The 21,580-nt window shown below is 63.0% G+C and carries 22 protein-coding genes; 7 read left to right on the top strand and 15 right to left on the bottom strand.

All coding sequences use genetic code 11. From position 1 onward, the window contains the following. Positions 1-4: 4 nt before the first annotated feature. From BC363_RS02845 to BC363_RS02835, 3 genes are read right to left on the bottom strand one after another with little or no spacing between them, the layout of a single operon-like run. Positions 5-2,812, bottom strand: coding sequence for a DUF4159 domain-containing protein (locus tag BC363_RS02845; protein WP_065786344.1), 2,808 nt, complete (start codon positions 2,810-2,812; stop codon positions 5-7). Beyond that, the gene (locus BC363_RS02840; RefSeq protein ID WP_065786345.1) at positions 2,809-3,729 is read right to left on the bottom strand and encodes a DUF58 domain-containing protein; all 921 of its coding nucleotides are present in this window, start codon (positions 3,727-3,729) and stop codon (positions 2,809-2,811) included. Before BC363_RS02840 ends, BC363_RS02845 begins: the two co-directional genes overlap by 4 nt. Before the next feature lie 3 nt (positions 3,730-3,732). Further along, positions 3,733-4,746 carry a MoxR family ATPase gene (locus BC363_RS02835; RefSeq protein ID WP_065786346.1) on the bottom strand — a complete coding sequence of 338 codons (1,014 nt, stop codon included), beginning with the start codon at positions 4,744-4,746 and terminating at the stop codon, positions 3,733-3,735. A gap of 194 nt (positions 4,747-4,940) precedes the next feature. On the opposite strand from BC363_RS02835, the gene BC363_RS02830 reads away from it, so the two are divergent. The 3 genes from BC363_RS02830 to BC363_RS02820 are packed head-to-tail and all read left to right on the top strand — an operon-like array spanning position 4,941 to position 7,449. Further along, positions 4,941-5,564 (top strand): DUF1285 domain-containing protein, encoded by a 624-nt coding sequence (locus BC363_RS02830; protein WP_065786347.1) that lies wholly within the window; start codon positions 4,941-4,943, stop codon positions 5,562-5,564. Further along, positions 5,561-6,193, top strand: a complete 633-nt coding sequence (locus BC363_RS02825) for a CoA pyrophosphatase (RefSeq protein WP_065786348.1) — start codon at positions 5,561-5,563, stop codon at positions 6,191-6,193. Before BC363_RS02830 ends, BC363_RS02825 begins: the two co-directional genes overlap by 4 nt. Beyond that, positions 6,190-7,449, top strand: coding sequence for a CCA tRNA nucleotidyltransferase (locus BC363_RS02820; RefSeq protein WP_065786349.1), 1,260 nt, complete (start codon positions 6,190-6,192; stop codon positions 7,447-7,449). Before BC363_RS02825 ends, BC363_RS02820 begins: the two co-directional genes overlap by 4 nt. Before the next feature lie 158 nt (positions 7,450-7,607). Here BC363_RS02820 and BC363_RS02815 read toward each other — a convergent pair whose 3' ends face one another. After that, a complete protein-coding gene (locus tag BC363_RS02815) occupies positions 7,608-7,913 on the bottom strand; it encodes a hypothetical protein (RefSeq protein ID WP_065786350.1) in 306 nt (101 codons plus the stop codon). A gap of 496 nt (positions 7,914-8,409) precedes the next feature. Beyond that, positions 8,410-8,595 (bottom strand): DUF1059 domain-containing protein, encoded by a 186-nt coding sequence (locus tag BC363_RS02810; RefSeq protein ID WP_065793274.1) that lies wholly within the window; start codon positions 8,593-8,595, stop codon positions 8,410-8,412. A 307-nt stretch (positions 8,596-8,902) separates the two neighbouring features. Between BC363_RS02810 and BC363_RS02805 the strand changes: the two genes are divergently transcribed. Next, positions 8,903-9,448, top strand: coding sequence for an adenine phosphoribosyltransferase (locus BC363_RS02805; protein WP_065786352.1), 546 nt, complete (start codon positions 8,903-8,905; stop codon positions 9,446-9,448). Positions 9,449-9,452: 4 nt separating this feature from the next. On the opposite strand, the gene BC363_RS02800 is transcribed toward BC363_RS02805, so the two are convergent. The 3 genes from BC363_RS02800 to BC363_RS02790 form a co-directional block, all read right to left on the bottom strand. Then, positions 9,453-9,665, bottom strand: coding sequence for a hypothetical protein (locus BC363_RS02800; protein ID WP_065786353.1), 213 nt, complete (start codon positions 9,663-9,665; stop codon positions 9,453-9,455). Between the two features lie 265 nt (positions 9,666-9,930). Next, positions 9,931-10,401, bottom strand: a complete 471-nt coding sequence (locus tag BC363_RS02795) for a MaoC family dehydratase (protein ID WP_083222398.1) — start codon at positions 10,399-10,401, stop codon at positions 9,931-9,933. Further along, complete coding sequence (locus BC363_RS02790) at positions 10,401-10,853, bottom strand: MaoC family dehydratase (protein WP_065786354.1); 453 nt, start codon at positions 10,851-10,853, stop codon at positions 10,401-10,403. The genes BC363_RS02795 and BC363_RS02790 overlap by 1 nt, the downstream gene beginning before the upstream one ends. A gap of 250 nt (positions 10,854-11,103) precedes the next feature. On the opposite strand from BC363_RS02790, the gene BC363_RS02785 reads away from it, so the two are divergent. Further along, positions 11,104-12,207, top strand: coding sequence for a hypothetical protein (locus BC363_RS02785; protein WP_065786994.1), 1,104 nt, complete (start codon positions 11,104-11,106; stop codon positions 12,205-12,207). A 9-nt stretch (positions 12,208-12,216) separates the two neighbouring features. On the opposite strand, the gene ychF is transcribed toward BC363_RS02785, so the two are convergent. Further along, positions 12,217-13,320, bottom strand: coding sequence for a redox-regulated ATPase YchF (ychF, locus tag BC363_RS02780; protein ID WP_065786355.1), 1,104 nt, complete (start codon positions 13,318-13,320; stop codon positions 12,217-12,219). Between the two features lie 195 nt (positions 13,321-13,515). Here ychF and BC363_RS02775 point away from each other — a divergent pair, with 195 nt between their 5' ends. Both BC363_RS02775 and clpS read left to right on the top strand, forming a co-directional pair. Next, entirely contained in the window at positions 13,516-14,082 is a 567-nt protein-coding gene (locus tag BC363_RS02775; RefSeq protein WP_065786995.1) for a hypothetical protein, read from the top strand. Between the two features lie 186 nt (positions 14,083-14,268). Further along, positions 14,269-14,580, top strand: coding sequence for an ATP-dependent Clp protease adapter ClpS (clpS, locus tag BC363_RS02770; RefSeq protein ID WP_065786356.1), 312 nt, complete (start codon positions 14,269-14,271; stop codon positions 14,578-14,580). A gap of 3 nt (positions 14,581-14,583) precedes the next feature. Here clpS and BC363_RS02765 read toward each other — a convergent pair whose 3' ends face one another. The 6 genes from BC363_RS02765 to BC363_RS02740 form a co-directional block, all read right to left on the bottom strand. Then, positions 14,584-15,036 (bottom strand): GNAT family N-acetyltransferase, encoded by a 453-nt coding sequence (locus tag BC363_RS02765; protein ID WP_065786357.1) that lies wholly within the window; start codon positions 15,034-15,036, stop codon positions 14,584-14,586. Positions 15,037-15,039: 3 nt separating this feature from the next. After that, complete coding sequence (pth, locus tag BC363_RS02760) at positions 15,040-15,759, bottom strand: aminoacyl-tRNA hydrolase (protein WP_065786358.1); 720 nt, start codon at positions 15,757-15,759, stop codon at positions 15,040-15,042. Positions 15,760-15,821: 62 nt separating this feature from the next. Further along, complete coding sequence (locus BC363_RS02755) at positions 15,822-16,556, bottom strand: transporter substrate-binding domain-containing protein (RefSeq protein ID WP_065786359.1); 735 nt, start codon at positions 16,554-16,556, stop codon at positions 15,822-15,824. A 30-nt stretch (positions 16,557-16,586) separates the two neighbouring features. Next, on the bottom strand, positions 16,587-18,959 hold the full coding sequence (locus BC363_RS02750) for an EAL domain-containing protein (RefSeq protein ID WP_065786360.1): 2,373 nt from the start codon (positions 18,957-18,959) through the stop codon (positions 16,587-16,589). 277 nt (positions 18,960-19,236) lie between these two features. Further along, positions 19,237-19,845, bottom strand: a complete 609-nt coding sequence (locus tag BC363_RS02745; protein WP_065786361.1) for a 50S ribosomal protein L25/general stress protein Ctc — start codon at positions 19,843-19,845, stop codon at positions 19,237-19,239. Between the two features lie 246 nt (positions 19,846-20,091). Then, entirely contained in the window at positions 20,092-21,273 is a 1,182-nt protein-coding gene (locus BC363_RS02740) for a benzoate/H(+) symporter BenE family transporter (RefSeq protein ID WP_065786996.1), read from the bottom strand. Positions 21,274-21,580: the final 307 nt, after the last annotated feature.

The raw sequence follows: 21,580 nt of genomic DNA, 5'->3' as shown, positions 1-21,580 counted from the left end.
GCCCTCACTGTCCGAGCCGTTCGAGCAGGGCCGGCACGTGCACCTGGTCGGCCTTGTAGTTGCCGGTCAGCATATACATCATGATGTTGACGCCGGAGCGGAAGGCGTATTCGCGCTGCATCTCGTCCGGCGGCACCGTCGGCAAGAGCGCGACGCCATTGGCGTCCACCGCCCAGGCGCTGGCAAAGTCGTTGCCGGTGATCATGATCGGCGTCACGCCGTCGCCCGAGCGGGCCGGGCGATTGCTTGCCTCTTCGCGATTGTCAAGCTGCGCCTCGATCCAGAGCGGACTACCGGCATAGCGGCCGGGGAAATTGGACAGGAGGTAGAATGCCTTGGTCAGCACATGATCGGTCGGAACCGGCTCCAGCGGCGGGATGTCGAGGTTGGCGAGGATCGCCTGCAGCCTCTCGGTGTTGGGGCTGGTGCCGCCGGAAGTTGCGCCGAGCGAGGAGAACTGGTCTCGCGTGTCGAACAGTACGGTGCCGCCGGCGCGCATATAGGCATCGATGCGGCTGACGGCCTGCGGGCTCGGCATCGGCGCCGATGCGGAGACCGGCCAGTAGATGATCGGGTAGAAGGAGAGTTCGTCCTTGGCGATGTCGAGGCCGACGGGCGTGCCGGGTTCAAGCGTCGTGCGATAGGTGAGGAAGTCGGTCAGCCCCATCAGGCCCCGTTCGGAAAGGCGGTCGACTTCGCTTTCACCGGTCACGACATAGGCCAGATGCGTGGTGTCGAGGCGCTCGAGGATGGCCGCGTCTTCCGGTCGGCTGTCGTCGGCCAGACCGTCCAGCGGCGAAACGAGGAAGGCGCTTGCTGCCAGCAGCACGGCCGCGGTCATTGACTTTGCTGCGCGCGGCCGCGAGAGGGCGCCGCCCATGAACAGCACGATCAGCGCGTCGACCAGCAGCAGCAGCAGCGCCAGCGTGAACAGGGCCGGCTTCAGCGACCAGCTCTCGGAGCCGGCCAGTTGCTGCACGGTGTGAGCGCCGGCGGCCGTCATGTCGATCGGCTGCAGTTCGGCGTCGCGCGGCAGCAGGTTGAGCGCGGTGAAACCGTCTTCCGAACCATAGAGACCCGGCGGGTTGTCCGGCGTCGCAACCGGCACCTTGCCGGGGACGACGTCAAGCGGCCGGGCGTTGCCGGTCTCGGCCACCAGTACGCCGTCGGCATTGAGCAGGCGATAGGGCGCGAGCGTCTGCTGCTGGACCTTGCCCTCGTTGGCAACGCCGCCGCCGCGCGAAAGCTGGACGCTGCGGCGAAGCATCTCGACGAAGTCACCTGAGATCGGCAGGTTCGACCAGGTGGCTTCGGCGCTGGCATGGAAGAGGATGATGCGACCGGCGCCGCGGGCTGACGTCGTCACCAGCGGCGTGCCGTCGGCAAGGCTTGCCCAGGTGCGCTCGGCAAGATCGGCAGTCGGCTCGGCCAGCACCTGCCGCTTGACGAGAATGTCGTTCGGGCGTGCCATGCCGGCAAATGGGCTGTTGCCCGGATAGTCGGCCAGCGGCTGCGGTTCGGACCAGGAAAGCGCGCCACCGAGCGCCCGCTCGCCCTGGCGCAGCGTCACCGGCACCAGCGGATCGTCGGCGGGGGCAGCGGCAAGCCGCGGGCCGGCGAAGCGGATGAGCATGCCGCCATTGTCGATCCACTTCGACAGCTTCGGATAGATCTCCTCCGGCAGCCGGCCGATATCGGCCATGATCAGCACGGATGGCTTCTGTTCCAGCAATTCCGGAATGGCGACGCCCAGATCGGTCTCGTGCGGTTCGACGAGATCGGCATAGGGGGCGAGCGCACGGTTGATATAGTAGAGCGGCGACAGAAGCGGTTGCGACAGGTCGCGGGAGTCGCCGCTCAAAAGGGCGACGCGGCGACGGCGAAAGCCATCGTCGAGCAGATGCACGCTGCCGGCGGTCGCGGCATTCTCGATGCCGATGCGGGCAAAGTCGTTGCGCAGTTCGAAGGGCGCTTCGATGCTGCCTTTCGCAACGCCATCACCGGCGGCAAAGGCGATCTGTCCGTCGGCGATGGCGCGGCCGCGTGTATCATAGGCGACGATCGGCAGGGTCAGCGCACCGTCCTTGCGCAGGCGCGTTGCCGTCACCGACATGCCGGTTGAACCGTTGCTGGTATCGGTCAGCGCCACGGTGCGGCTGCCATCGGCCTCGATCAGCCGCAATTCGGCCGCACCAACCTCAGCAAGCGCCGCCGTCGTCTTCTGGTCTGCAGCCTCGATGCCATCGCTCACGAAGGCGAGCGTGCCGAGCTTCGTATCCTCAAATGCGGTTTTCAGCGCGGCTATCGCCAGGCCGCGATCGACGGCAAGCGGGATGGGGGCGGCAGCGGCAAGCCTGTTGCGCGCGGTCGCGGCCGAGCCCGGCGTGGCATCGTGCTGGCGATCGCCGGTGAAGGCGATCGCGACAGCAAGGTCGCGCGCCTCCGCATCATCGATCAGCGTGCTGACGGCATCGACGCGCTGTTCCCAATCGGTGGCAGTGGCCCAGCTGTTGTCGACGACGATCGCGAGTGGGCCGCCGGTCGCAAGCGTGTTCTGCCGCGGGTTCACGACGGGATCGGCGATCGCGAGAATGACCGCGGCCGCCATCAGCATGCGCAAAAGCGTGAGCCACCACGGGCTTTTCGATGGTGTCTCCTCGCGCTTGAGCACAGAGGCGAGAATGCGCAGCGGCGGAAACACTTCGGCCGCCGGCTTCGGCGGCGTCATGCGCAACAGCCACCAGATCACCGGCAGAGCGATGAGGGCCGCAAGCAGCGCAGGATTGGCAAAGAGGAATGGAAGGCCGGTCATAGCTGGCCCCCATGGGTGGCGCGTCCCGGCATGCCGGAGAGATACATGTGGACGGCAACCAGCGCCTCGGAGGCCGGCCGGTCGGTTCTATGCGGCGTAAAGGTCCAGCCGAGATGGCGCAACGTCACGCCGAGGCTCTCACGGCGGGCGAGATAGGCGCGCTGGTAGTCCTCGCGCAGGATCTCGGCGCGGCCAGCCGTCAGCTTCTGGCCGGTTTCCGGATCGCTGAATTCGGTCCGCCCGGCATAGGGGAAAACTTCCTCCGCAGGATCGGCAATCTCGACGACATGGCCGCGCAGGCCGCGGCGGGCGAGGGGACCCAGCCGCTCCATGATCCTGTCGGTCGGATCGAGAAAGTCGCCGATCAGCACGAGATCGCTGGCGCTGCGGATCATGCCCGTGTCCGGAAGCCCTTCGGCAAGCGGGCTCAGCATGATCGCGGTTGCCAGCCGTTCGGCGGCGTTGCGGGCAGAGACGGGCTCCATCACCCCGGGGCATCCGATGCGTTCGCCCGAGCGCGCGAGGATCTCGGCGAGCGCAAGCATCAGCACCAACGCCCGGCTTTCCTTCGACACCGAACCGAGCGTCGACTTGTACATCATCGACGGCGACAGGTCGGCCCAGAGCCAGATGGTGTGGGCCGCTTCCCATTCGCGGTCGCGCACATAGGTATGATCGTCGCGGGCGGAGCGGCGCCAGTCGATACGCGACAGGCTCTCGCCGTCGCTATAGGGGCGGAACTGCCAGAAATTCTCGCCGATCCCGCGCTTGCGCCGGCCATGCCAGCCGGAGATCACCGTATTGGCGATCCGGCGGGCTTCGACCAGGCAGTCAGGAACGAGCATCGCGCGCTGCTGCGCACGGGAAAGAACCTCACCAGCGGGGGTACGCGCAACAATGTGCCCGATGGACGCCATTCTTTATCCCTTGGCTTGTTTCACCAGCCCGGCGATCACGTCGCGCACGGTCATGCCTTCGGCACGGGCGGCGAAGGTCAGTGCCATGCGGTGCTGGAGAACGGGCTCGGCAAGCGCCAGAATATCGTCGATCGACGGCGCGAGACGTCCGTCATAGAGCGCGCGGGCGCGGGCGCACAGCATCAGTGCCTGGCCCGCGCGCGGGCCGGGGCCCCAGGCGACGTTCTTGTCGGTGGCGGCATTGCCGTTGCCGGGACGGGCCGAGCGCACCAGCGCCAGGATGGCGTCGACCACCTTCTCGCCGACCGGCATCTGGCGGATGAGGTTCTGGATCTGCTGCAGGCGGGCGGCGTCGATCACCGGCCGGGCAAAACTCTCGCCGACGCCGGTGGTTTCCAGCAGGATCTGCCGTTCGGCCGCAAGCTCGGGATAGCCGACATCGACCTGCATCAGGAAGCGGTCGAGCTGGGCCTCGGGCAGGGGATAGGTGCCTTCCTGCTCCAGCGGGTTCTGGGTAGCGAGCACGTGGAATGGCTGCGGCAGGTCCTTGCGGGCGCCGGCAACGGTGATGTGATACTCCTGCATCGCCTGCAGCAATGCGGACTGCGTGCGCGGCGAGGCACGGTTGATCTCGTCGGCCATCAGCAGCTGCGTGAAGATCGGACCGGGGATGAAGCGGAAGGAGCGATGACCGGCACCATCCTGGTCCATGACTTCGGAGCCGAGAATATCCGACGGCATCAGGTCGGGCGTGAACTGCACGCGGCTGGAAGCGAGCCCGAGAACAGTGCCGAGCGTCGCCACCAGCTTGGTCTTGGCAAGGCCGGGAACGCCGACGAGCAGGGCGTGACCGCCGGACAGCACCGCAAGCAGGGTCTGCTCGACCACGTTCTCCTGACCGAAGATGACCTTGCCGACTTCGGACCGCACGAGCGCGATCTCCGCGAGCGCGTTTTCCGCCGCGGCAACGATCGCCTTTTCGTCGGTCGCGTCCGTGGCGCCCTTCATCACACTCATGGTCGTACTCCCCGGTCGCCCGTTGTTGAACCGAATCGCCCCGCCGGGGATTTCAGTTGCCTTATTCCAATTTAGACCCTGGCTGACGGCTGACAAGTCGCCGCAGACGCACTATCTCGTGACAGCGTACACGTCGCATCTCGCGACCGCATACACGCCTCCGGTGCAAAATCGGGGCCAATCGGGACGGAACGATGGCAGAAGCCGAAATTCAGCGAACCGGGGACGCAGCCGGACTGGCGGCGCTGATCTCGCGCGCGGCCGGCCAGACGGGTGACGGCAACCGCGGCCTGCCGCCCGTGGAGCGCTGGAATCCGCCGTTCTGCGGCGATATCGACATGGAAATCCGCGCCGACGGCACCTGGTTCTATCTCGGCACGCCGATCGGCCGCCAGCCGTTGGTGCGGCTGTTCTCCACAGTTTTGCGCAAGGACGACGACGGCGTTACCTATCTGGTGACGCCTGTGGAAAAGGTGGCGATCCGCATCGTCGACGCGCCCTTCGTTGCCGTCGAAATGAGCGTGACGCAGACGGATGGCGTGCAGGTGCTGACCTTTCGCACCAATGTCGGCGACGTTGTCGAGGCCGGGCCGGAACATGTCTTGCGTTTTGTCATCCACGGCGAGAACCGCGAACTGAAGCCCTATCTGCATGTGCGTGGCCGGCTTGAAGCGCTGGTTTCGCGGCCCGTCATGTACGATATTGTCGAACTCGGCGAGACCGTGGTCGTCGACGGCATCGAGATGTTCTGCGTGCGCTCGGGTGGTTCCGTCTTCCCGATCATGCCAGCCGCTGAACTGGAAGCGCTGTCGCGATGAATGTGCATCCCTATTCCGCCAACGAATTTCGCCGCCGGGCACTGACCCAGATGGGCGGGCCGGTGGAAAGCGCGTGGCGGGAGCACGGCGATTTCCTCCTCAATCCCGGCATCGTGCCGCATCTTGAGACCCTGCATCTGAAGGATGCCGCCGTGCTGGTGCCGGTGGTCGACGACGGCGAGGATGCGCATGTCATCTTCACCCAGCGGACCGCAAGCCTGCGTAAGCATTCCGGCCAGGTGGCGTTCCCCGGCGGCGCCGTCGACCCGGAGGACCGCTCGATCGAGTTTGCCGCCCTTCGCGAGGCGCAGGAGGAGATCGGTCTCGATCCACGTTTCGTCGAAACCATCGGACGACTGCCGCACTACATGGCGCTGTCCGGCTTCAAGATTACGCCGGTTCTGGCGGTGGTGCAGCCCGGCTTCGAGCTGGTGCCCAATCCGGACGAGGTCGAAAGTGTCTTCGAAGTGCCGTTGTCGTTCCTGATGAACCCCGGAAACCATGGGCGCGGAAGCGGCCATTGGCAGGGCGAGGACCGGCATTTCTATCGCATGCCCTATGGCGACAGGAATATCTGGGGTATCACCGCCGGCATCGTTCGAATGCTCTATGAAAGGCTTTATGCATGACCTCGGTTGCCGGTGAGAGCTGGTTTTCGGCTCCATCCCTTCGCCGCGTTTTCGACCTCCTGAATGGGGAAGGAGGGGAGGTGCGCGTCGTCGGCGGCGCCGTGCGCAACAGCCTTATGGGCGTGCCGGCAGGCGATGTCGACATGGCCACCACCTGGCATCCCGACGAGGTTGTCGCCCGCGCCAAGGCCGCCGGTATCAAGGTGGTACCAACAGGCATCGACCACGGCACAGTGACGCTGGTGATCGACGGCACGCCCTATGAGGTGACGACGCTGCGCCGCGATGTTGCGACCGACGGGCGCCGCGCGGAAGTGGCCTTCGGCACCGACTGGAAAGCGGATGCCGGCCGACGCGACTTCACCATCAACGCGCTCTACGCCGACGACAGCGGCAAGGTAATCGACGACGTCGGCGGCCTTGCCGATATCGAGGCTCGCACCTTGCGCTTCATCGGCAATGCGGCCGAGCGGGTGGCCGAGGACTATCTTCGCATCCTGCGGTTTTTCCGCTTCTTCGCCCATTACGGCAACGGTCGTCCCGATGCCGACGGCCTGAGGGCCTGCGCCCAGGCGCGCTCGAAGCTGTCGACGCTTTCGGCAGAGCGGGTCTGGGCCGAGACGAAGAAGCTGCTTTCGGCCGAGGACCCGGGCCGAGCGCTGCTCTGGATGCGCCAGGCCGGCGTGTTGACCGAAATCCTGCCCGAGACGGAGAAATGGGGCATCGACGCCATTCCGGAACTGGTTGCCGCCGAGCGGGCATTCTCGTGGGCGCCGGATCCGCTGCTGCGCCTTGCCGCGATCGTGCCACCGGATGAAGAGCGGCTCGAAGCCATGGCTGGACGGCTGCGCCTGTCGAAGGCGGAGGCCGGCTACTTCGCGCGCTGGGCGAGTGCGCCCGCAATCCCGGCAACGACGGTCGATGCGGCGCTCGACCGGTTGCTCTATCGCCACGGTGCAGAGGGGATTTCGGCCCGGCTGCGGCTGGCGCTCGCCTCGGCCAGACGCAAGTCCGAGAACGATCCGACATTGCTTGCCGAGACGGCGGCGTTCCAGCGCCTGCTGAAGCGCGCCGAGACATGGAAGCGTCCAAGCTTCCCGCTGACGGGCGCCGATGTGCTGAAGGCCGGCATTCCGGCCGGGCCGCGCGTCGGCGAGGTGCTGGGTGAACTGGAAACCCTGTGGGTCGAGCGCAACTTCAGCGTCGACCGGGCGAACCTTGTCGCCCGGCTCGAAGCCATGGTGCCGCGCGCGTAAAGCGCGCGGAAAGCACTCTGGCGTCGTGTCAGCAACATGGCAGTAAAAATACCCCTCATGGGCAGCCCCCAAGATTGACCATGCAGCCTTGAAAGTGTCGCCATAAGACCTTCTGCCAGGTACAAGCTGTCGGCTTCTGCGATACTAGCCGACAGCCGTTACTTGGCCGGCTTCACGAGCGAGACGACCCGCGGCTTCGACGGTGCGTCTAGCCATTCGATCCACTTGTCCCTTTCCTCGATCGTGTCGAAGAACCGCCAGAGCTTGTACTCTTCCTCGGTGGTCTGCAACATCTCGCCGATGGATACGAGCTCCAGAGGCAGTGTCACCTCGTTGCCATCGAAGCGAATGAAATAGATCCCTTCGGCAGCGAGACGAATAACTTGACCGGTGCCATAACTTCCATCGGGGTCGTCGACCGTGAAGTACATGCCGGTCAACGTTTCAAAAACTTTGTCGTTCATTGGTTTCGAATGCCAGTTCAAAAAAGATGCAGGGCATGGGACGTTCGCGCAGGCCGCCGGCAAACGCAAGAGATCACCATGAGGACTGCAGGCCACGTGCTGATTGAATGGCTATAGAGCGTGAGTACCGCGCGGGTCAAATCTCCGTTCACGCCATTGCCACTGCGCATGGGACCGCCGAAGGCAGCGCTGTGTGCCGCCAGTTCCAGAACTGGATGACGGAATCGGTCAACACCCTTTCCTAAAATCCAGATCGGGCGGTTTACAGCGCCGCGCGTCTATTTAGACGCGCAAAGGTCGCTGTAACACTTTGAGTTGCTGCATAATTTTGTCCTTAAATCGATTCCGATTTAAGGAATTATGCAGTAGCCGCGATGGCGTTGGTGCCTCGCACCGGTTCGGCACCCCGCACCATCATCGGGCGGCAAGGCAATGAGATGCGCTCCGGGTGCGCTATGATCGCGAAACCCGCGCGTTCAGACGGCATGTGGCTGCGTCAGGCGGCCTCGGTCTCCTCGACGATGCGGGCCTTGATGTTGTCGATCATGTTTTCGCGGATCATCGTTTCGCCGTGGGCCTGGCGCATGTGTTCCACCACGCGGCGGACGATTTCGGCGTCGTTATCGGCGCGGGTGTGCCATTCGCAACCCGGGACAAGAGAACCGCATTCAAACAGGCGCATGATGTTCCTCCTTCCGATGTGAGCTCAAAGCGAGGCAGGCGGCACGCTCATCTCCTCCGCGTGCCGTGGGCACCAGCGTAGCATCAACCCCCGGAGCGGCCAAATTGTTCCAGCGACTGCATAAGTCCTTAAATCGGAATCGATTTAAGGAGAAAATTATGCAGCAAGTTTGGAGTGCTACAGCGTCCTTAGCGCGTCATACTTGACGCGCGGCGCTGTAGGCGCGGGGCAAGAAACCGTTATAGACATGCGGGTCGATGGTGTTATGGGTTTGCGGTAACAAGAGACACAAAGGCCTTCTTTGCCCATGACCACCACCGTTCAATCGGAACTGATCGCCGCCATCCGCAACATTCCGGATTATCCGAAGCCGGGCGTCATGTTCCGCGACATCACCACCCTGCTTGGAAATCCACGTGCGTTCCGCCGTGCGATCGACGAGCTGGTGCATCCCTATGCCGGTACCAAGATCGACAAGATCGCCGGCATCGAGGCGCGCGGTTTCATTCTCGGCGGCGCGATCGCGCACCAGCTTTCCTCCGGCTTCGTGCCGATCCGCAAGAAGGGCAAGCTGCCGCACGACACGGTGCGCATCGCCTATAGCCTCGAATACGGCGTCGACGAGATGGAGATGCACAAGGATGCGATCAGCCCTGGCGAGAAGGTCATTCTGGTCGACGACCTGATCGCGACCGGCGGCACGGCCGAGGCGGCCGTCAAGCTGTTGAAGCAGATGGGCGCCGATATCGTCGCGGCCTGCTTCGTGATCGACCTGCCGGAACTCGGCGGGCGCAAGAAGCTCGAAGCGCTCGGCGTCAACGTCCGCACGCTGATCGAATTCGAAGGTCACTAAGGGCTCAGGCCCGGTTGATCGTCGGCAGCATCAGCTGCACCTCGCGCTGCGTTGCCGGCGAAAGCGTTTCCACATTGTTCCGCCAGAATGCGTCGGCTTCCGGCGGTTCGCTTTCCCAGCTTCTGATCGAGGTTTCATTATCGTCGATCGCCACGCGGCGATGGCCTCCAAGGCGAAGATACTCATCCGCCAGTTCACGAACATGGGTCTTTTCCATCGATAATTCTCCGTTCCTCCTGTCGAAGCTCGCCTGCGCGTTGGCCTGCCGGCCACTGGCGTGGAGCTTTGAAAGTCCGAACGGATTTTACGCCCAAATCGTTCCCGACTTAAGGAATAACCGCAGCGCGCATCTTCTGGGATGGGCGACGGTCGTTCACGCTCTGGAGCGTTTCCGCGTTAGATAGCGTCACGGAAACGCGCTAGCTCCTTGTTTTTACACATTTCCGGACGGAAAATCGCTTCGCCCTTTTCCGGGAAGTGCTCTATACGAACTCGATCACCTTGCTTTCGAAACGGATCACCGCTTCGCCGTGCTGGTTTTCGCCTTCGCACAGGATGCTGTTGATCCGCCAGCCCGGCCGCGACGCAAGCGTGCGGCTTTCGAGGAACGTCACGGCATAGGTCACGGTGTCGCCGGCATAGACCGGCGTCAGCCATCTCAGATCGCGGAAACCGGGCGAAGGGCCAAGCCTTGGTGCCTGCAGGCCTTCGGCGGCAAGCCGCCGTTGCTCATCCTTCCAGAACCGGACGAAACACTGCATCCATCCAGCGGAGGTATGCCAGCCGGACGCGCACAGGCCGCCAAAGAGCGAATGCCGGGCTTCTTCGGCGTCGAGATGAAAGGGCTGCGGATCGAAGTCGCGGGCGAAACGGACGATGTCGTCAGCGGTAAATGTCAGGCTGCCGATGATGGTCCTGCGGCCGGTGGCGTAAAACTCCTCCATCGTCATCATCAGTTCTGACCCTGGTCGCGGCAACGGAAGAGCACGGAACATTCCGAAACCGCCACCGGCTCACCGGCCTGGTTGACGATTTCGTTGCGAAACCTGACGATGCCGAGGCTCGGCTTGGACTGCGAGCGGCGCGCTTCGAGCACCTGGCTGAAGCCAGTTAGAACGTCGCCCGCGATCACCGGCTTCTTCCAGTCCATGAAGTCGATGCCGGGCGAACCTTGAGACGAGGACTGGCCCATGAAGGCGTCGAGCATCATGCGCATGCCAACGGCGCTGGTGTGCCAGCCCGAGGCCGAGAGCCCACCGAGGATGCTGCGCTTGCCGGCTTCCTCGTCGAGGTGCATCGGCTGCGGGTCGAATTCGCGGGCAAAGGCAATCATGTCCGCGGGCTTCATTTCGACTGGTTTGTAGTCGAAGCGCCGCCGTTGCGAAAAATCCTCGAAATACAGCATGCTGAGTTGTCCCGTCTGATTTGCTGCCGCTTTACGTACTGCATAATTTCTCAAATCGGAATCGATTTGAGCGGGAAATTGAGCAGTGGCTTTCAGGCGTTACAGCGTCCCTCATGCGTTACGTTTGACGGGTGGCGCTCTCGCATCAGTTGATACGACCGTATCGAGGAATTTCCAGGTTGCGCATGCCGGTCGTTCATGCAACCACCTGTTTTGTGGGTATCGACCGGCTTTTGATTGAGGAATGCTCGTGACCGAACTGAACAGGGCGCTCGCAGGAGCGGCCGAAAAAGGGATTATCTCCGCGCATCAGGTGAGCGATCTCGAAGCCTATCTCGTCGACCGCGGCATCAGCTTCGGGCCGGTGGCAGCGGATGCCGCAGACCGGGACGATGTTGCTCTCGATGCACGTGCGGCCGAAGACAGCGAGCAGCCGCGGTTCGTCAGGGGATTTCACGATATCCTGATCACGATCGGCGTCGTGGTGGTCCTGATTGGCCTCTGGGGCCTGGGCGGTCCGTTCGCAACGCTGCCGGTGATTGTCGTGCTTGCGGAAGTCCTGGTGCGGCGCCAGCGGCTGGCGCTGCCCTCCGTGGCGCTGACACTGGCGCTCGTGCATTGGGTTGCGATGGCGATGTACGCCATGTTGAGCGGACACCGGGATGAATGGCATCCTCAAACCCTTGCACTGACGTATCTCGCGGCTTTCCCGATACCCCTGGCGTTGTTTTACTGGCGCTACCGCGTTCCGCTGGCCCTGGCCGGCCTGGTGCTGTCGATCGCATCTATCGCGGTGATGTCTGTCGTATCCGCGCTCGACAGCGGGTTCGGCATCAATGTTGCTAGCGACGACTATATCTCGCTCCTGCCGCCCATCCTGCTCATTGGAGCATTGGGGGTGTTCGCGGTTGCCATGCGCTACGACGTCTCCGATCCACAGCGCGTGACGTCGCGATCCGACACGGCTTTCTGGCTGCATCTCACAGCGGCGCCGGCGCTGCTCTACTCGATGATGGGGCTGGTCTTCATGCCGAACAGCGGCGGAACATGGTGGGACGGGCAGGCCAGCTTCGGTCAGGCGGTGGCCGCCATTCTGATTGTTGCCCTGTTCATGCTGGCCGGGCTGGTCATTGACCGCCGCGCCTTCGTCACCTCAGGGCTGTTGTCGCTGGGCGGCGCGGTCTGGACGATGCTCAGCAAGAGCGGTGCGTCGCTGGACAGCTACGTCTTCGTCACCTTCGCGGTGGTCGGCGTTACCGTGCTGTTCATCGGCATTTTCTGGCAGAGGCTGCGCCGCGTGGTGATGAACCTTCTGCCGGCCGGGATCACGACGCGGCTGCATGCCGCGTCGTGATTTCATGTCTTACGTGTTGAAGCGGAAGTGGATGACGTCGCCGTCCTGGACGACGTATTCCTTGCCTTCGTCGCGGGCCTTGCCAGCTTCCTTGGCACCGACTTCGCCGCCGAGCGCGATGTAGTCGTCGAAGGCGATGGTGTTGGCGCGGATGAAGCCGCGTTCGAAGTCGGTGTGGATGACGCCGGCGGCCTGCGGTGCCTTGGTGCCGCGCTGGATCGTCCAGGCGCGCGTTTCCTTCGGGCCGACGGTGAAATAGGTGATGAGGTCGAGCAGCTTGTAGCCGGCGCGGATCAGGCGGTCGAGACCGGCTTCTTCCAGGCCGAGCGCGCTCAGGAACTCCTTGGCTTCCTCTTCCGGCAGCTGTGCCACTTCGGATTCGATCGCCGCCGAGATCACGACGCTTTCGGCGCCTTGCGCCTTAGCCATTTCGGCAACCGCGCGGGTGTGTTCGTTGCCGTCGCCGGCATCGCTTTCCGCGACGTTGCAGACATAGAGCACCGGATGAGCGGTCAGGAGGTTGAGGCCCTGCAGAATGCGCAGTTCTTCGGCATCGAGCTTTTCAAGCAGCGTGCGTACCGGCTTGCCGTCCTGCAGCAGCTTCAGCGAGGCTTCCATGATCGGCAACTGCGCCATGGAGTCCTTGTCCTTGCCGCCGGCGCGCTTGCGGGTCTGCTCGGTGCGGCGCTCGAGGCTGTCGAGGTCGGCGAGCATCAGCTCGGTCTCGATCGTCTCGGCATCGGCGACCGGGTGGATGCGGCCCTCGACGTGGGTGATGTCGTCATCCTCGAAGCAGCGCAGCACGTGCACGACGGCATCCACTTCGCGGATGTTGGCGAGGAACTGGTTGCCGAGGCCTTCGCCCTTCGACGCGCCGCGCACCAGGCCGGCGATATCGACGAAGGAGATGCGCGTCGGGATGATTTCCTTCGACTTGGCGATGTCGGCCAGCTTGCGCATGCGCGGATCGGGAACCGCGACTTCGCCGGTGTTCGGCTCGATCGTGCAGAACGGATAGTTGGCAGCCTGAGCCGCCGCCGTCTTGGTAAGCGCGTTGAAGAGAGTGGACTTGCCGACGTTCGGCAGCCCGACAATACCGCATTTAAAGCCCATGGGGTCTCGTCCGTATCCTTGAATTCCGTTGGCGTGCCTATGCGGGAAGGGCGCTGGTTGGTCAAGGGCGCACGCCCTGTTCACGGTAAATAAGGGGTCTTGGCCGTTGAACCCACGAGCGTCGAGCCGCATATCCGCTTCGAAGACCGCTGACTTTTCCGCGGCGCTGAGGACATGCCTGAGGGGGTGACGGAATTGATCGATCAGAAATTCATGTTCCCGCGGGTGCCGGTAGCCGTCGTCGATATCGGCGATGCGCTAGAGGCCTTGCTCATCCGCGCGACATTGGAAAGTCTCGGTGCCGTCGTCACCCTGCATTTGCCGGGCACGCCGCAGGATTTTCTCACCTTGATCGGCGCTGGCGACCTCGTGCACCAATACGTCGTTATCTGCGGCCACGGTGACGACAATGGCTTCGTCTTCGGTGAGTATTGCGAGGGCATCGATACGTCGATGCTGGTCGAAGACAGTATGCCGCCTTCGGTCATTGCCGAACACGCCCGGCTTGACGGCAAGGTGATCCTCAGCACCGCCTGCGAAACCGGCGGCAGGGTTTTCGGCGATGCGTTCGTCGGGCGTGGGCGCGCGGCTCTTTATGTCGGTCCGGACGGTTCGCCCGAGGGCGCGGACGCGCCGCTGTTCGTGCATTGCTTCTTCCACGCGCTGCTCGCGCGGCGGCAGACGCCTGTGGCGGCACTGGATCGGGCTCGCGGCTATGATGAGGCGGCAAAAATGTTCGTCGGTTATCAAAGTGGCAGGTAATGCGCATCGCAGGCCGAACGCGGCGATGGCAAATGCGGCCATGGCAAATGGAGTGCGCCGTATGGGCTTGCCGAGCGGCTTCGATGCCCGACGCCCGGCTTTTTCTTGATCGCAGCGCGTCCGCATAGGATAGTGTGGCGGCTGGCGACCGTGATCGCTTTCCTGTCATCAACGGGTGGATTTCCGATGAGTGACGACGATCTTGCCGCAAAACCGAAGCTGAAGCCGAAACCGAAGCTGGAGCGGCCGAAACTCTACAAGGTCATTCTCGTCAACGACGACTACACGCCGCGCGACTTCGTCGTCACGGTGCTGAAGGCGGTGTTCCACATGAGCGAGGAGGCAGGCTACCGGGTGATGATGACGGCGCACAAGCTCGGGGTTTCCGTCGTCGTCGTCTGCGTGCGCGATATCGCCGAGACCAAGGCCAAGGAGGCGACCGATCTCGCCAAGGACGCCGGCTTCCCTCTGATGTTCATGACCGAGCCGGAGGAGTGACGGTCAGGGACGCCGGATCTGATAGCCGGTCTTGTCCTGCCGGAAGCCGCAATTCTCATAGAAGCGCAGTGTCGCGGGATCCTTCGATCCCGTCAGCAACATTACCTTGTAGCAGCCGGCGGCCCAGGCTTCGGCAATCGCGTGGCTGATCAGTGCGCCGGCAAAGCCCCGTCGGCGAAAGGCAGCTGACGTGACGACGTTTTCGATGAGGGCATAGGGTGCGCCGCTCCGCGTCAGGTTCGGCACGACGACGGATGTGACCGATGCGGCCGCGATGTCGCCGGCAAGGCCAATGAAAATCGTCATGCCGGGCTGAGCAAGGATCGTCGAAAAACGATCGGCGGCCAGTGCGGCGTCGAGCGCCGGGTCGTCCGGGTTCAGTTCGCCATAAAGCGCAAGAAGTCCGGGCAGGTCGCCTGCCGATGCGGCGCGAATGGCGAAGGGCGAGGGTGACACGCCTCAGTCTCCTTTCGGGCCGAACAGTTTTTTCAGCATGTCGGCCATCGGGCCGCTCGTCGGCAGCTTCTTGGGCTGTGCGGAATTGCGGGCCTGATGGATATGAGATTGAGCGCCCTGCTTTTTTGGCGCCTGGGGCTTGTCCTCGTCCGGCTTGCCGCCGGTCGCAAGCGCGATCTTGTTGAGGATCTGCGAATCCTCGCCACGCACCAGCATGTCGGCATTGTCGGCGATGGCGTCGAGCAGCGGCACCAGCCAGGCCTGGTCCGCCTTGGCGAAATCGCCGAGCACATGGGCGTGGACGAGATCCTTGACGCCGGGATGGCCGATGCCGAGCCGCATGCGCCGATATTCCTTGCCGCAATGGGCGTCGATCGATTTGATGCCGTTGTGCCCGCCGTGGCCGCCGCCGACCTTGATGCGCGCCTTTGCCGCCGGCAGGTCCAGCTCGTCATAGATGACGGTGATGTCCTTCGGGTGCAGCTTGTAGAAGCGCATGGCCTCCCCGACCGCCTCGCCTGAGAGGTTCATGAAGGTCTGCGGCTTCATCAGGAGAACGCGCTCACCGCCGATTTCGCCTTCGGCGATCTCGGACTTGAACTTCTTCGACCAGGCGGAAAAGCCGTGGCGGCGATGGATGACGTCGACAGCCATGAAACCGATGTTGTGGCGGTTTGAGGCATATTTCGAACCTGGATTGCCAAGTCCTGCGATGATCTGCATGTCGTTACGCTCCGTCGGGCTTTCCCCGCTTCACGAGCGCGAAACGCCACCAGAGTCAATCCTTATTTCGTTGCCTGCACGCTTCCGCTCGGCCGGACGCCGTAGCGTTCGAAGATTGCATCCTGGGTGCCGTTGCCGATCAGGCGGTCGAGTTGGCGCTGCATCTTCTCGACCGTTTCCCTGTCCATGTCGCGGTGGCAGGCGATGCCGTAGTACTTTCCTTCCAGCATCAGCGCCGCCTCGACGGGCTTGCCCTCGGCCCGCATGCTTTCGAAGGTCTTCTCCGACGTCATCATCAGGTCGATGCGGCCGGCGATCAGCTTCTTCAGGGTCGAGTCCAGGTTGGTCGCGTAGTCGATCTTCTGAAAGCCATGTTCCATGAGGTAGGTGGCGGAAAAATCTTCCCGTTGGGTACCGATCGTGAACCGTTTTGCCGCATCGATGGTACTCGGGGCGATGTCCGATCCCTTGCGGCGGACCATGATCATATGGTCGACAAGTAGCGGCTGCACCCATTGGAACAGCTTGTCGCGCTCGGCGTTGCGGCCGGTGGTGAAAACGCAATAGGACGCGTCGGTTTCGGCCAGCATGAAGGCCCGCGCCCAGGGCAGAACCTCGATCGTATAGGGAAGCTTCAGCCCCTCCATGATCGCGCTCACCTGCTCGACCGAGGAACCGCTCGCACCGCTCGGGGTCGAGAAGTTGTAGGGCGGATAATCCTCGGTGACGAATTTGATCGTCTGGGCTTCGGCGGCGGTGGAAAGGCCGAGGAAGAATGCCAGGATCAGCTCTTTCACGCCTTGCTCCTTCGCGCCAGTGTCTGGCCGCTATCCTTGAGTGTTTGCCTTGACTTCGGAGTCGCTCTCCAACATGGCCAGCATCTTGCCGATCGGCATGGGGCGGCTGAAGAGATAACCCTGCCCACAATCCACACCAAGCTTGCGCAGGAGTTGCCATTGCTCCTTCGTCTCGATGCCCTCGGCGACCACGGTGCAGCCCATCTGATGCGAGATCGTACGGATGCCCTTGATCAGCATCCGGCTCTTGCGGCGGATATCGGCGGTGCCGGAGCTGAGCGAACGGGTGAAGGACTGGTCGACCTTGACGATATCGACCGGGAAACGGTTGAGGTAGCTCAGCGAGGAGTAGCCGGTTCCGAAGTCGTCGAGCGCAATCCGGCAGCCGAATTCGTTGAGCTGCTTCAGCACCGCATGCACTTCCGGATTGTCGAGCATCAGCACCGCTTCGGTGATTTCGATGACGATCCGGTTCGGCGAAATATGGTGCTTGAGGAGAAGTGCTGCGAGCTTGTGCGGCAGCGTCAGCTCGAACTGCAGCGGCGAGAAATTCACCGCGAGATAGGTGTTCTGCGTGCCGTCGAGGGCGGAGATATCAGCCAGATGCCGGATTGCCTTTTCGAGGATGCAGTCGCCGATGCGGGCGATCGTTCCCGTTTCCTCGGCAATGCCGATGATCTTGCCGGGCGGCATCACGCCCTTTTCCGGATGGTTGAGGCGCATCAGCGCCTCGAAGCCGGCGATCTGGCCGTCACTGAGGCTGACGATCGGCTGCAGCCAGGCCTCGAAGTGATCGTCCTTGAGGGCCGCTTCGATGCATTGTTCGATCTCGTGGCGCTCGCGGGCGGTGTCGAGCATGCTGGCGTCGAACACCTGCAGGCCGTTCTTGCCGTCGCGCTTGCGGGCATACATCGCCATATCGGCCTTGAGCAACAGGTCAGACGCGTTTTCGGCGTGCTCGGGATAAACCGAGATGCCGACGCTGGCGCTGACGAAAAGCTCGTTGCCGGCAATGTGCATGGGCTCGCGCAGAGTATTGACGATGCGCTCGCCGATTTCGGACGCAAGCGTCGCGACATCCAAGTCCGAAACCAGGATCGCGAACTCGTCGCCGCCGAGCCGGGCCATGACATCGTCAGGACGCAGGGTGGCGCGGATCAGCTCGACCGTGTGGCGCAGAACCTCGTCGCCGGCAGCATGGCCGAAATTGTCGTTGATCCACTTGAAGCGGTCGAGGTCGATGAACAGGCAGCCCACCTGGATGCCGCAGGCATCGGCGGTAATGATCGCCTCGTCGAGAGCCGCCTCGAAACCCTGGCGGTTGAGAAGGCCGGTCAGGTGATCGGTGATCGCCTGGGCGTGGTTGCGGCTTTCGGCCTGCTTCAACGCAGTGACGTCGGTCATGACGGACAGCGACAGGTCGCCGTCCCCCGTCGTTTCCGTCTCGAGGATCAGCACGGTCATGAACTCGCCGTCGGCCTTGCGGAAGGGGACGGTAACCTCGCAGATGTTGTGGTCGCCGACGGCGATCGCCTTGGCGTGGCTGCGATAGGTCTCGTGCCAGTGCGGATCGATGAAGTCGGTGAAGTTTTCGCCGATCACCTGTTCGCGGGCATAGCCGGTTGCCAGCAGCCAATAGTCGCTGACGGCGCAGAGACGGTTGTCGGTATCGAGCGAAAACAGCATCGCCGGGGTCAGGTTGTAGATGTCGGTGGCGCGCTCATGCGCGCTCTTCAGTTCCATCGACTCGCGCTCGAGCCGGTCCTGCATCTCGTTGAAATTGGCGGCCAGCGCGCCCATTTCGTCGTCGGCTGTCCAGTCGACCCGGTGGCGCGAGCCTAAGCGCCGCGTCGCCTCGATGGCGGCCGTCAGGCGCATCAGCGGGCGGATGACGGTGAAGCGGTTGCCGATGAGCGCGGCGGCAAAGACGGTGGCGACGGCGATCAGCAGGATGGCGAGGATCGCCAGCTCGTCCTTGCTGAACTGCGACAGCAGGCCGGGTGTCGGCGCGTGCACTTCGAGGCTGCCGATTGCCTTGAGGCCGTCGATCGAGTCGAAGGAAATGGGCGTTTTCAGCGTACGGCTGTCGCTGTCGATGCCGAGACCGCCGGAGGGCATCTGCGCGAGGATCGAGCCGGAGGTGTCGCGGATCGTGACTGCGAGAATATCGGTGTCGTTCATCAGCGAGCGGGCGATGCGCTTGATGCCGTCGCTGTCGAAATCCCAGATCGGCTTGCCCAGCGCTTCAGCGCTGGCACCCATCAGAAGCTCGATGTTGTGCAGACGCTCGCGTGCGATGCGTTCGCTGGAAATGCTGAGGAAGAGCACGAAGAGAGGGGCAACGAAAACCAGCATTGCACCGCAGACAATCGCAATAAATCGGTTCTCGACGGAATGCATCATTGGACGCATCCCCCAGGCGTTGCCACTCTTGTCATTTCGGATTCTCTTAAGACGCTTGCCTACAATTTCCCCGCCGCAAGAACATCATCAAAACCTTAAATGTTGCTGAAATTGCTACATGACAATTGGTGAGGGGCTGGCTCGATTATCCGGGAGTGACAGCACGGCAACGGACGCGTTCAACGCAAAAGGCCCGCCCGTTTGACGGGGCGGGCCTTTCAATGGGTATTGCAGGGTATCCGGCAGCTGCCGGATTGCCGCTTCACCTTGAGGTGAATCAGGCTTCTGCTTCGCCTTCGGCTTCTTCCTTCAGACCGCCAGCCGGAGCAGCGATCGTCGCAACCGTGAAGTCGCGGTCGGTGATAACCGGGGTCGCGCCCTTCGGCAGCTTGATGTCGGAGATGTGGATCGCGTCGCCGACCTTGTGACCGGACAGGTCAACAGTCAGGAATTCCGGAATGTCGTCGGCAGCAACGGCCAGTTCGACGTCGTGGCGAACGATGTTGAGAACGCCGCCAGCCTTGAGGCCCGGGGACTTCTCTTCGTTGACGAAGTGAACCGGAACCTGGACGGTGACCTTGCTGTCCTTGGAGACGCGCAGGAAGTCAACGTGCATGGTGAAGTCGCGGACCGGATCCAGCTGGTAGTCCTTCGGCAGGACGCGGATCTTTTCGCCGTTGACTTCGATGACCGCGACGGTGGTCATGAAACCGCCGGCGTGGATCTTCATCGTCACGTCCTTGGTGGACAGCGCGATCGAGATGGGGGCCTGCTTGTCACCGTAGATGACAGCCGGGATAAGACCGTTGCGACGAAGTTCACGGGAGGACCCCTTACCAACCCGTTCGCGCGTCTCGGCCTTGAGCTCATAAGTTGCGTGGCTCATGGGTAGACCTTTCTATGTCTAATTCTGGAGAGTTCATCCGCAATGGCGGAAAAACCGAAGCCGCATGGGCTTCATCCGCGTTGCCTCCAAGGGTGTCTACGCGGACGGGCGGTGCATAGACGAGATCACCCGCAAATGCAAGCTTTGCCGCGGTTTTAAAGCATGTCGCGCAAAAGTGCACAGCGGTTTTGCGATAACGACATGCGCGAAATCAAATAGCGATGCCGCGTCGCGGGCGCGGCGGGCTCAGGCCTTTTTGCGTGTGAAGCGCGCAAGCGCCAGCATCAGGCCGCCGGCGATCAGGCCCCAGAAGGCACCCGAGACGCCGCCGAAACTGACGCCTGAGGCGGTCACCAGGAAGGTGATTGCGGCCGCCTCGCGCGTCCTGGCGTCGGTGAAGGCTGCCATGGTGGAACCGGCGAAGGCACCGACGAGGGCGAGACCGGCGACCGCCTCGATCAGCACCGACGGCGCGAGACTGACGAAGGTGGTGACGGCGCCGGCAAGCAGGCCGAAGATGACATAGAAGATACCGGCATTGATCGTCGACCAATAACGCCTGGCTGGGTCCGGGTGACTGTCGGCACCAGCCCCCATGGCGGCGGTGATGGCCGCAAGATTGACGGCATGGCCGCCGAAGGGGGCACTCAGCATCGAAAACAGGCCGGTCGTCGCAAACAGCGGGCCGGGGGTGGGATTATAGTCGTTGACCTTCATCACGGCGATGCCGGGAATGTTCTGCGACGCCATGGTGACGATGAACAGCGGCAGCGCGATGCTGATCATCGCCGCGGTCGTGAAGGACGGCATGACGAACTCCGGCCGCGGCACCAGCGCCGAAGACAGTTCGGCAAACGCATCGGCCGGCATTTCGACGCCAAAGGCGATGACGAGCACGAAGGCGAGCAAGGCCGCCGGCACGGCATAGAGCTTGTTGACGCTGCCGACGATCGCCCAGGCCAAGAGGATCGGCAGGCCGAAGAGCGGATTGAAGCCGATCGCCTTGACCGGGGCAAAGCAGAGACTGAGCAGGACGCCGGCCAGCATGGCATTTGCGAGTGCGGCCGGAATGGAGGAGACCATACGGCCGAGCGGCTTCCAGAGGCCGGCAACGACGATGAGCAGGCCGCAGACAAGGAAGGCGCCGACGGCAGCGTTGAAGCCGCCCTCGACAACACCGGAGCTGGCGAGAAGGGCGGCGCCGGGCGTCGACCAGGCGATGCTGACCGGCAGCCGCGTGACGGCGCTGAGGATGACGGCGCAGACGCCCATCGAGATCGACAGCGCCATTAGCCCGGACGCAGCCTGTGCTTCCGCCGCGCCGACGCCGCCAAGGCCGTGAAGGACGACGGCGAAGGAGCTGGCGAAGCCGACAAAGGCGATCAAGAGGCCCATGAACAGGCTCTGGAGCGAGAAGTCACGAAGCATGGCTGGCAACCGGTTGTTGTGAATGCGCGTCGGATGATGCTCGAACTCGCCTATCACATTCCGCCGGCCTGTCGATACCGCTACAGCGCCGCGCGTCAAATATGACGCGCAAAGGACGCTGTAAGGCTTTAAACTTGCTGCATAATTTTCTCCTTAAATCGATTCCGATTTAAGGAATTGTGCAGTAGCGTGATGAACGCATCAAACGCGCTGATGCGCACTTCAACGTGGACCTTCGTCTTGCTGGACCTCTTCCGTAAACGATGCCTATAGTGCGGCCAAAGCAGGCCGCCGTTTGGGAGAGCGG

The sequence above is a fragment of the Ensifer sp. LC384 genome (assembly GCF_001695865.1).
GTDB lineage: Bacteria > Pseudomonadota > Alphaproteobacteria > Rhizobiales > Rhizobiaceae > Ensifer.
The sequence above is the reverse complement of the archived record's forward strand: the minus strand, read 5'-3'. Positions and strand labels throughout refer to the sequence as shown.